At 35.1% G+C, this 10,415-nt stretch carries 16 protein-coding genes; 5 read left to right on the top strand and 11 right to left on the bottom strand.

All coding sequences use genetic code 11. The features are described 5' to 3' along the window. The first annotated feature begins 358 nt into the window (after positions 1 to 358). A complete protein-coding gene (locus V4B18_RS04675; protein ID WP_455475314.1) occupies positions 359 to 1,009 on the top strand; it encodes a hypothetical protein in 651 nt (216 codons plus the stop codon). A gap of 96 nt (positions 1,010 to 1,105) precedes the next feature. Here the strand turns inward: V4B18_RS04675 and V4B18_RS04670 are convergent, their stop codons facing one another. Continuing rightward, positions 1,106 to 1,465, bottom strand: a complete 360-nt coding sequence (locus tag V4B18_RS04670; RefSeq protein ID WP_455475313.1) for a hypothetical protein — start codon at positions 1,463 to 1,465, stop codon at positions 1,106 to 1,108. Between the two features lie 247 nt (positions 1,466 to 1,712). After that, positions 1,713 to 1,943 carry a hypothetical protein gene (locus V4B18_RS04665; protein ID WP_455475312.1) on the bottom strand — a complete coding sequence of 77 codons (231 nt, stop codon included), beginning with the start codon at positions 1,941 to 1,943 and terminating at the stop codon, positions 1,713 to 1,715. A 191-nt stretch (positions 1,944 to 2,134) separates the two neighbouring features. On the opposite strand from V4B18_RS04665, the gene V4B18_RS04660 reads away from it, so the two are divergent. After that, entirely contained in the window at positions 2,135 to 2,500 is a 366-nt protein-coding gene (locus V4B18_RS04660) for a helix-turn-helix domain-containing protein (protein WP_455475311.1), read from the top strand. Then, a complete protein-coding gene (locus tag V4B18_RS04655; protein ID WP_455475310.1) occupies positions 2,493 to 3,062 on the top strand; it encodes an ImmA/IrrE family metallo-endopeptidase in 570 nt (189 codons plus the stop codon). Before V4B18_RS04660 ends, V4B18_RS04655 begins: the two co-directional genes overlap by 8 nt. Before the next feature lie 546 nt (positions 3,063 to 3,608). On the opposite strand, the gene V4B18_RS04650 is transcribed toward V4B18_RS04655, so the two are convergent. From V4B18_RS04650 to V4B18_RS04620, 7 genes are all read right to left on the bottom strand, one after another. After that, entirely contained in the window at positions 3,609 to 3,890 is a 282-nt protein-coding gene (locus V4B18_RS04650) for a hypothetical protein (protein ID WP_455475309.1), read from the bottom strand. Further along, the gene (locus V4B18_RS04645) at positions 3,887 to 4,627 is read right to left on the bottom strand and encodes an antA/AntB antirepressor family protein (RefSeq protein ID WP_455475308.1); all 741 of its coding nucleotides are present in this window, start codon (positions 4,625 to 4,627) and stop codon (positions 3,887 to 3,889) included. Before V4B18_RS04645 ends, V4B18_RS04650 begins: the two co-directional genes overlap by 4 nt. Before the next feature lie 132 nt (positions 4,628 to 4,759). Further along, positions 4,760 to 5,002 carry a helix-turn-helix transcriptional regulator gene (locus V4B18_RS04640; protein WP_455475307.1) on the bottom strand — a complete coding sequence of 81 codons (243 nt, stop codon included), beginning with the start codon at positions 5,000 to 5,002 and terminating at the stop codon, positions 4,760 to 4,762. A gap of 180 nt (positions 5,003 to 5,182) precedes the next feature. Continuing rightward, positions 5,183 to 5,848 carry a tyrosine-type recombinase/integrase gene (locus V4B18_RS04635; protein ID WP_455475306.1) on the bottom strand — a complete coding sequence of 222 codons (666 nt, stop codon included), beginning with the start codon at positions 5,846 to 5,848 and terminating at the stop codon, positions 5,183 to 5,185. After that, on the bottom strand, positions 5,830 to 6,405 hold the full coding sequence (locus V4B18_RS04630; protein WP_455475305.1) for an Arm DNA-binding domain-containing protein: 576 nt from the start codon (positions 6,403 to 6,405) through the stop codon (positions 5,830 to 5,832). Before V4B18_RS04630 ends, V4B18_RS04635 begins: the two co-directional genes overlap by 19 nt. A gap of 117 nt (positions 6,406 to 6,522) precedes the next feature. Continuing rightward, on the bottom strand, positions 6,523 to 7,368 hold the full coding sequence (locus V4B18_RS04625) for a DUF1376 domain-containing protein (protein ID WP_455475304.1): 846 nt from the start codon (positions 7,366 to 7,368) through the stop codon (positions 6,523 to 6,525). Between the two features lie 17 nt (positions 7,369 to 7,385). Beyond that, positions 7,386 to 7,832, bottom strand: coding sequence for a crossover junction endodeoxyribonuclease RuvC (locus V4B18_RS04620; protein ID WP_455475303.1), 447 nt, complete (start codon positions 7,830 to 7,832; stop codon positions 7,386 to 7,388). A 71-nt stretch (positions 7,833 to 7,903) separates the two neighbouring features. On the opposite strand from V4B18_RS04620, the gene V4B18_RS04615 reads away from it, so the two are divergent. Beyond that, positions 7,904 to 8,572, top strand: coding sequence for a hypothetical protein (locus V4B18_RS04615; protein ID WP_455475302.1), 669 nt, complete (start codon positions 7,904 to 7,906; stop codon positions 8,570 to 8,572). 210 nt (positions 8,573 to 8,782) lie between these two features. Here the strand turns inward: V4B18_RS04615 and V4B18_RS04610 are convergent, their stop codons facing one another. Together V4B18_RS04610 and V4B18_RS04605 are read right to left on the bottom strand one after the other, a co-directional pair. Then, on the bottom strand, positions 8,783 to 9,229 hold the full coding sequence (locus V4B18_RS04610) for a hypothetical protein (RefSeq protein WP_455475301.1): 447 nt from the start codon (positions 9,227 to 9,229) through the stop codon (positions 8,783 to 8,785). Between the two features lie 25 nt (positions 9,230 to 9,254). Continuing rightward, complete coding sequence (locus V4B18_RS04605) at positions 9,255 to 9,446, bottom strand: hypothetical protein (RefSeq protein ID WP_455476533.1); 192 nt, start codon at positions 9,444 to 9,446, stop codon at positions 9,255 to 9,257. Between the two features lie 188 nt (positions 9,447 to 9,634). Here V4B18_RS04605 and V4B18_RS04600 point away from each other — a divergent pair, with 188 nt between their 5' ends. Beyond that, positions 9,635 to 10,252: a LexA family transcriptional regulator gene (locus V4B18_RS04600; protein ID WP_455475300.1), complete on the top strand. Its 618-nt coding sequence runs from the start codon at positions 9,635 to 9,637 to the stop codon at positions 10,250 to 10,252. Positions 10,253 to 10,415 lie beyond the last annotated feature (163 nt).

Here is a 10,415-nt window from a genome sequence, read left to right as displayed (position 1 = left end):
TGGCTCCTTCTTCGTACACATCTTTATGAGTTGCATGTCAATGAATTTTTATAACTCTACATAAAGATTATAAAATAATAAAATTTTACACAAAAATTACTCAATAACTAAACAATATACCAAACAAAACAACATATTTGATAACTTTTTAATAAATATTTTCACAAAAAAACACCAAGAATATCGATTTTTATTCGCCATTCTGTAATTACCTTCCTTTAATTTATTATCTTAATTTTTTCAAAAAATGATTACATCGTGATAATCCTATAACTAAAATAGTGATTAAAAAATGCACAATATGTTGACAAATTTATAAAAATGAATACATTTTTTATAAACTTGAAAGGATGATTCTATGACAAAAGCTATTGTGCGACACAGCATTAATCGTAAATGGATTGAAGATAAAATGATTGACGCTGGCATTGAAAATATCAGCGAACTTGGTCGTAGAATTGGTGTAAAAAATCGTACTTATATGTATCATTTTTTAAGTGGACTCCGCCCCTTTTCGCTTCAATCTTTACAAAAATTAGCCTCCACCATCCATGTTCCATTTCGAGAACTTATCCAAAATGTTGGTGGCGAACAAAAAGACCTCTTACTCGCCATTGATGAAAGTGATACTGCCCCGCTGCAAATAAGAGGAACAATTGACGACCGCATGCAAGTTGTCTTTTATCCAACGAACTATTCTTATGAAACGATCACTGTTGATATTAAACCAGCTAGCGGCACCTTTGTATTGCGTTATGAAACAGCTAACAGTGCTTTGTCGGTTCTTAACGGTGCAGTTGCAGTCTTTGATGAACGGCAACCCATCAATCACGATGCAATGGTTGGCCATGTTCACCTTCTCTGGTTGGCAAATGGAAAAATCCTGTTGCGCAAAGTGACAGAAGGCACAATTGCAGGAAAATATAATTTGAGTCATGGTAATAATGAACTCCTCACCGATCAAGAAATTATTGCTTATGCCCCAACAAGAGCTTTGGCACTTTTTTAAACTTTTAGCAAAGCACTACGGCACTCTCTATTTGAAACACGTCGTAGTGCAATTAAAATCAATTATAAATTGATGGCTTAGTTTTACTTGCGCGTCTTAGTTTTCATATTGATTAAATGAATCAAAACAATAAGATGGTGCATCTTTCGTAAGAATTTCTGATATACGTACTAAAAAACCATGACGTTGTGCTTCTAAAAATACACGAGATGTTTTTTCAAAACTATATTTGTAAATAGTATCCCATGTAGAAAGCATAACGAGTAAAGCATGATTTTTTCTTGGCAAAACACCAGATTGCATCAAAGCTAAAAATTCTTCAGCAATTGCACGTCCCAATGCAGTACCATCTCGTACAGACTCTTTAACATCCATGTTTGGAAGTGCCTCTTTCCATCTCCACTCTATTGTTTCTATTGCTGCTGAACTCACGCTATTATTTGTATGTGTATCCATAATGGATTCCCCTTGATTAAATCATTTTAAAAAACTTACTAAAAAGAGAAGCTGAACTGGGTCAGTATTTTAGGTACAGCTCATCCTGTCTCTTACTGTTTGAAAACAGAAGATATTTTTATCAATTATTATGTTTTGTGATGTGATTAATGAACTTTACTGTCTCAGTAGATCATAATCTGAAGTTACACTACTAACAGCGCCTCTTAACATTGATGTGAAAGTATTCATGAGAACCCCTTACTAATTAAACGTTTTTGATTGACACTCCAGAGGAGTGCCGGGTGCTCAAAAACACGGTAGTAAGTCCGTCGTCACGCCTTCCCCATAAAGGGTATTGTATAGCGTAACTACACCCGACAAAATCGTTATACGCTTCTCGCATATAATGAGTCAAAGCTTTTAATGTGCGGAGAGAGATTGTTTCGTAACCAATCCGCTTACTATCAAGGCGTTTTTGAGGCACCTGATTCGACAATAGACATATTCTTGCCATATTGTCAACGAATAAAATTGCTTTCTGTTCATTTTATCCTAAGATGCATATAATTTTCACCTTTTTAAAATATATTCTGGACAAATTTAAAATATATTCTGGACAAATAAACAAAAATAGAATAATTTCCTAAACAATCATTATTTAATCACGAAATCCAAGAAGGCTTTAAAATGTTAACTTCTTTTGGAAAAAATTTGAGAAAACTCCGCATTGATCGTGCTGAGCGTCTTTTTGATATGGCTAAAAAAATAGGAGTATCCTCTGCGTTCTTATCATCTGTAGAGATTGGTAAAAAACCTATTCCGTCTCAAATGGAAGAAAAAATAATTAAAGCGTATAATTTAAATCAAGAAACCGCAAACTCCCTAAGGAAAGATGCCGATATTTGTCGTAAAAGTTTTAAGATAGAAGCTTCAAGTTTCTTCTCTCGTGAAACAATTGGTATGTTTGCTAGAGTGATTGATAATCTTTCAGAGGAAGAGATAATAAAAATTAGGCAGCAGATAGAGGAAATGGAGAAGAAATCAAATGAGTAAAAGCTTAGATTATGAAGTACTGCCTCGTCGCTGGGCAGAAATTGATAATATAGCTAATAAGCTTCGAAAAAAATTAAGACTATCACATGACCAACCTTTTCCTATATTAAATTTTGTTGAGTTTTGCTTACCTAAAATGATGCCAGACTTAAGTTTTTATTTTTGGATACGTGAAAAAAAAGAAATGGAAAGCACAGAAGGACTTACACACCCGCAAGGAAAATACATTGCCATAAGGAGAGACGTCTATGAAAAAGCTTGCTACAACGATGGGCGCTCAAATTTCACGATAGCTCACGAGCTTGGTCATTTCATGTTACATACAAATTTACCTTTCCAGCGTATAGCCAATTCTCGTAAAATAGCCACTTATTGTAGTGCAGAAAAACAAGCTAACCATTTCGCTGCTGCACTTTTAATGTCGCGCGAATTCATATTACAGCAGCCAACAATAGATGAAATAATGAAAAATTGTGGAGTTTCACGAAAAGCCGCTGAAACTAGATATAAAAAAGTAAATGGGTTTGAGCCAAAACTCAAACCCACTAAAAGTTTGCGCTAGGTATGAGGTTTGCTAGCGTAAGCTTGACAAAAATTCCCTCAAGGTAACGCAATCTTGTACGAACCAGCGAGTATTGTATCACCATAAAGGATTTTTGTCTAGACTAACTCCACCTCAAAGAAGGAGATGATGCCTATGACAAAGGCATCAAAATACATCTTTCGTGTTTGGCGAAAGTGTCCTCATACAGGCAAGATACTGTATGCGAGGGATTATGGTTTTAAAGCTTGGAGAATTCCTATCCAAAACTGATAATCAGAAAAAAGCGGCTACTTCCTTAAAAAAGAGGTGGTCGCTTCTTTTTGTAAAAAAAACTTTTATGAAAATTTTATTTTAAATAAAAACTGGATAAATTTTATAATCTTGTCAAAAAAATGATTTTGCAGTAAAATTAATTGACCGAATTGTGTTAAATATATGATATAAAGTAAATTAAAAAATTCAATCAAGAAAAAACACTCAATTCAAAACTGAAGTGAGTGTTCTTTTTAGTTGAAAAGATCATTTTGTACAGCTGTTGATTTAAATTTTAAATGATAGCGATTTTTATACTACCACTTTTATAACAGGACTTTCCAAACTAGGATCATAAGCCTTTAGAAAAGAATTCATAATTCGAGGAAATCCTGAATCTCCAAAATTTGTAAGGATCGCCAAAGTTCTAATAACATTGGGAACTTCATCTTGAAGTTTTAAAACGAGAGCATTCTCTATTACACTCATGGTCTTAACCATAGCATTACAATCGTTATCTCCAAAACGATCATCATTACAAAGGTGAAATAATGTTATCCATGAATCACACAAAGAGTCGATATCAGTATTCATTGCACACCCCCATGGATTTCTTCTCTCAAACACGCCAGCCCTCTTGTGGTGATTTTTGTTGAAGGCAAGACTTTTTCCGTGCCATCGGGTCTTTGAACTGTGATGGTTGGACAATCCATCAGACCTCTCTTTATTTTATCCTGATAAGGCAACAATGGAGACCCCGGAGCACGTCGATAAACCCAATCATGGGCACGCAAGTAATCGATTAAATCCTTTGGTCGTACTTCTAATATCTTTGCTGCTTCTGTAAGACCAAACAAACCATCAGAGCGTGTTAAACCTTCAAGCGCTTCTGCTTTTGGCTTGAGTTCAGCAATAACATTATCTCTCTGCTCAATTTGACCATTTAGGTGTTTTAAAAAGCCAAGCATTGCCTCAGGACTTGAATAATCAATCTGTGGTGCGGATATTTGCTTCGCACGTCGCTCGCACTCGATAAAGTACTGCCGTGCTTGCTTGCCTTTATCATTACGCTCTACCATGGCAAGCTCTTTCGCCATGTCTAAGGTAAGAGCATAATCCTTAGAAGGACGACCGCCTTGAAGGTTTTCGCCAAAATTGGTGAAAACTATATAGTCTTGATTTTCAATAAAATTGTATCTATTGATACGATCTTTAATCCAATTTGAAAAATCTTTTCCTACTTCCAAAAACGCATGCAATTCACGTGCATTTACCGTCTGAACAGTTTCCTGATCGATGATTTGTTCTGATATTGGTATGAGAGCGTTCATGATTGAACTCCTTGTATTTTAGTGTTTTTTGAAATTTCTGGCTCGTCAGATAAATGTATTATCGTGCTATTTATATATTTTTTGCATCATATAAGAAAAAATGATTACATATTAATAACACTTTTAATAAAATTATGCCGTAGACTCTTCTTGTTCACTCAAAGAACCATTTTGTTGTTCTCTCAAACGCATTTGGAAACGCTCTATTTCTTCTGCTAAAAAATATCGCCTTCCTCTTATTTTTATTGGTTTAGGAAAGTTTAATTCTTTGTCGTGTGTCCAATTCCACAATGCTGTAGGGCTAATATTAAAATGCTCTAGCACTTGAGACACCGTTAACATAACTTTAATATTTTTATCTGTATTTGTTATCATATTATAATCCTTTTTATGTTTATGTATACAAATAAGTGTCATATAAGATATAATATGTCAACATACATCATAATCATGATTACATATTAATAACAAAAATATTCAAAAAAAGATTACAGTATCTATATATATTAACACTATAAAGTTTGTGGATAAATAATTCAGGATAAATTTAGACGGCTAATATGATTGCGATAATTCATCAATGTGCTGCGCCCAGATTTGTAAAGCTTCTTTCTTTTCATTGTAATATCCATGGCGATTATATATACCGGCTACGCCTGCCATTGCCCCTGAAACGTGATTTAAAACAGCTTCAACTACATGAGGATGCACACCTAAGCGAGCCATACCTGTAGCCACAGTACGACGTAAATCATGGAATCTCCAAGGCTCTAAGCCCACTTTATCTTGACTATCTTCTTTAATAATTTGATCCAATCGTTTTTTGGCTTTAGAGAATCCTACAATAGACGTTTTTCCCGTAACACTAAAAACATACGGACACTTATGAAGTGGATTAATACGTTTTAGCGTTTGTACAGCCATAGGCGATAAAGGTAACAAATGTGCACGACTATTTTTTGAGCGAGCTGATGGTAAAAGCCATTCATTAACTTCTTCATTCAATGTTATCTCTGTCCAGACAGCTTCTGCTACTTCATTAAGTCTTGCTCCTGTTAAAATAAGCAACAAAAAGCATTCATTCCATGGTGTCCCCATTTTTTGTATAGCTTTAAGAACGCGACGTAATTCATCATCATTCAGTACGCGATCTCGTTTAACTTCAGAGGAAAGCATTCTTAAATTTTGACAAGGTGACACCGTTAAACCAGCATAATCCATAGAGATAGCCCAATTAAAAAACGCACGTAAATGAGCAAGAACGCGATTGGCCAGTATCTTTGAGCCACGATTTTTATGCCTAATATCAATGATAATACATCACTTTTAGCAATGGTACGAATATCTCGATTTTTCCATTTTGGAAAAACATCAACCCTAAATGTGCGCTCTATCTCTTTAGCGGATTTAAGATTTGAAACATGTAAATTGATATATGTTTCTAAAGCTTTACCAACTGAAAAAGCTTCAATGTTTTCCTGCTCTTCAGCTAAACGTGCAGCTTTTACTTTTTGTTTTTCTGCTGCTGGATTTGTACCTGCACGCACCTTACGCATTGCATCACGCGCCATCTCTCGCGCTTCGGACAAATTTATATCCCCAACACGCCCTAAAGTAAGACGTTGCATTTTGCCAGAAAACTTAAATCTCACGACAAAGGATTTTACTCCGGAAGGTCTTACTCGAATATAAAGCCCTTGTTCCATATCAGAAATATCATAGACCTCTTTTTTAGGTTTAAGAGCTTCAATAGAAAGCACAGTAAATTTTGTTGACATTTTAAAAAAACTCTGAAAGCCCCCCCTTAAATACCCCTTCTGCGGGGCACCCTACGGGGCACCTTTTACCCCCTGTTTTTATATTTATTTAAATGATGAAGAATATCTACAAATGATTTAAGTTTTGTCTACAAAATTTTGGTTATTATACATATTTTGTTTCAAATATGATGCTATCTTTATAAATATGTAGTCTATTGTTACTAATTTGTAATCAGGGGTACCCTCGTTATTTTTCTGGTGAATAGGAAAATGGTTTTCTGATGATGTTTTGACTGGATCTGAAAAATTCTCCAGAACATCAATCTCTGTTTGCTCGTGAACCTGATCCTCAGTTTCTGAATTATCAGAACCCATTTCTTTTTCTTTTTTTGCTAACACGATAGTGTTAGTTTTTTTATTTTTATTTTCTTTTAGGGGGGTGGGGGGGGATCTTTTCTTTTCTTTTTGCTCAACCTCATGCTCAGCATCGTTCACAATGCGAACATTATGCAGATTATATGCGTCGCATTCAGTTTGCATATGCACGTGCATTACGTCTGCATCGCGTTCGCATTGCATCTGTATATGCGGATCATATACGAGGTCATTCTCTTTTAAACAATCATCATCATTTTTGTTTTTAGCTTTTTGCCATCTAGTCCTAGCTGCTTTAGATGCAGATTCTGATTTTTCTCTACTATCACTTAATTCTGCTTCAACATCTAAATTCCATAAACGACCATCTGCTAAGCTGATAATTTTTTTCTTAAGCAATAAAAGGTCTAACGCTTTGATAAACGTTTTAGCTGGATAACCAACATAAAGAGCTAATGCCTTTGCATCATTCAAAAGAGGTTCGCCAGCGTAAAGCATTTGAAACCGCAACATCACATAAATACATTTCTCTGTTGGAGATAAACAAGAAACCTCATTCATCCATTCACCCGCGTTAAGCTTCGTCCAAGGCAACTTAGTTGACATGCCCGATTTCCCTCCCTTTAAATTAAATGTAAAATTGCTAAAGCATCTGCTTCATTATCATCTTGTGGCGCATGTCCTTTAGAACGCACCGCCTTTATCATTTCTTCCTTTGAGGCATTCCCCTTCCCTGTCGTCGCTTTTTTAATTGTACAGACTGGAATGCCTTCATAAGGAATTGTGTGATGCTCACACCATGCTGTTAAGGTTGCTAACAAACCACCATAAACATGAGCAGCATCGGTACCCACATGACAGCGCACCTCTTCAAAATACACCTCACCAATTTGACCTGCGGTCATCTTCATTTCTGTGAGCCATTGCTTAAAACGCAAATAACGCATTCCCCCACCCTCAAAACGACGTGGTTGGAAATTGGCTGTTCCACTGATTATGTGGTCATCTGCACCACAAATCGCCCAGCCTGTCTTGGTGCCTAGATCAAGGCAAAGAATCGTGTTAATCATCTGAAGTTCCATTACAAGAATATTTTTATAATGCCGTTCAATGGCTGTTGTTTTCGAAATGAGGGGGAAAAATGCCTGATAATGATGCAATTCGAAACGCAAACAATCAAATAAATAGCATTCCACTGCAACCTTTATATGTTACATCTTGTTATGAAAATTTTGCTGATGATATTGCGTGGCTTAATTTTCATAACGTAACCCCCTTTGATATTAAATTACATTCTGTTTCTGCTGTTTACTGTTTAGAAGAAGATATTGCTATCAATCGGGCACATACTAATTCTTCTCCTAAAGTATTTCTTTCTGTTGGCCAGTTTAATGCACCTACTTTTCCTTATCACCATAATATAAAAGATAGAATTCATCTTATAACCCCACCTGCAATGCCAGCTTTAGAAGTATCTTTGAAAGACATAAATATTCCAGCCCATACAAAATGTTTTGCCATTATGGGAACACAATTTTGGGCAGATATTGATCGCACATGCTGGGCTTCTATTAAACTCACTTTTCAATTTTCTCCGACATATAATTTTACAAAAATTTTTAGTGCTAATATTTATCTAGAAAGAGCATTTTTGCGTTCTCCTACAGAAGAAGCTGAACAAATCCAATCAGCATGGAATGAAATGGAAGATGTAACAGATCAATTAAAAGCATATCAATTACGAGGTGCTTTATTTAATATGCAGACCACTTATTGTGTTTCCCAAATAATCCCCGAAACTTCTCTTTGAAAGTTTGTGTGTTACCGTGTATCTCTAAGTACAACATTGATCCTAAATCATTTTTTGCTACTAAATGGTTATTTTCATCAAACGAAAAATTCCAATCAGAATTACCAAAAACGATTGTACAACCCTCTGGAAAACCTATTGCATGTATTAAACCTTCTGAACAGCTGAAAGTATAACCTGGTGTTCTTTTCATGTTTTTCCCCCTTAAGGTTATTGCGTGTTTATATCCATGCTGCATGCACGATTTATTAATTTGATTTCTTCTTTTTTCTGTTCGATGAGCTGATCCCTTAAGCTATTAAGCTCATTTTTGACTATGGTCATAAAAAAGACCAGCTCACTTAAGCGATCAAAAGATAACAAATCTCTAGAAAAATAATTGTCAAACCAAGCAGTAAAAGCTTGCGTAAACACAGATGAAAACCATTGGTTAAAATCATCGTACGGATATAATGTAAAATAACTTCTATCATCATTCTCAAAGATACTGTGCAGCGTATAGAGAATAAAACTTGTTGATGGAAAATATAATCTTACTTGAGAAGGTGGTTCATCAAGCGGACAGGCATCATAACACATATCACTCTGTTCAATCTTATTAACAAGATCGATCAGCTGATCTTTGCTTATAGTGATCTGGTGCTGATTATTTGCCATCTTTGCTCTTTCTAGTGCCGTTTATTCAAGAGTGTGAATTGTGCTGTTTTAACATGCTGTGCTGTTGGCATGTCTTCATATGCACAGGGGAACCGTTGACAAATTTTAACTGAGGCAATTTTTGTTGTAGTTCCCGTTGTAACTTTAAATAATTTATTAGAGAGATAGACCCTCTTTTTTCCCACTTACAGACAGCCGCTTGAGTCACACCAAGCATTTTTGCCATTTCTGATTGTGTCCAATTAAATTTGATCCGCACTGATTTAATAAAATTCTTAAAATCTTCTCGTTGATTCATTAAAGGCTCCGATCATAACTTCACCTTTGATAATTACTATAATTATAGTTATATAAAGTCAAGAAATTAATCTTTATCAACAATAAAAAAATAAGGTAAGCAGAACTATGAGCAATAAATCCAATATCATAAACACTTTAAAAAAGATTCTGAATGAATTTAACTTAACGCAAGAAGATGTGGCTAAACGACTGAATGTAACACAAGCTTCAGTCTCAAAGTGGTTGAAAGATTCAGACCCTCGAGGCTCTAATCGGGATGCCATTTTAAAACTATACAGAGAACTAACAGGAGAAAATCACTTCACAACTTTCGTGCCTCTCATGGGTTATATAGGAGCAGGAACACAAATAGATCCAAGTTTTGAACAAATCCCTGAAGAAGGTCTTACACAAGTAGAAATCCCCTTCACTTTCCCTGATGATATGATTGCTTTTGAAGTTAGAGGAGAATCTATGCTCCCCGCTTACAAAAATGGAGACATGATTATTGTTAGACGGCGCCAAATCAAAACGATAGAATCTTTTTTTGGTAAAGAAGCAGTTGTTTTAACACACGACAACAAGAGATATATAAAGAAAATTAGTAGAGGAATGAATGGAGAAATAGATCTTCTTTCATGGAATGCGCTACCTATTAAGAACGTTAAAATTACATGGATTGGAGAAATATTTGCTATCCTTCCAGAAGGCACTTACGGTAAAATGATTCGTAATTACCTTTAACCATTTCTAAAATTAAAAGTACACTCCCCTGTTTTTTCACTCAATGAAGTATTGTGATAATTTTAAAAGTATAATTTTTTATAATTTTTTACTTGATATTTTATAATTATAGTTATAATAATCGATTATAAACCACAGACAAGCAATTGCCAAGAGGCGTTTA

The organism is Bartonella sp. B17 (assembly GCF_053795755.1).
The sequence above is the reverse complement of the archived record's forward strand: the minus strand, read 5'-3'. Positions and strand labels throughout refer to the sequence as shown.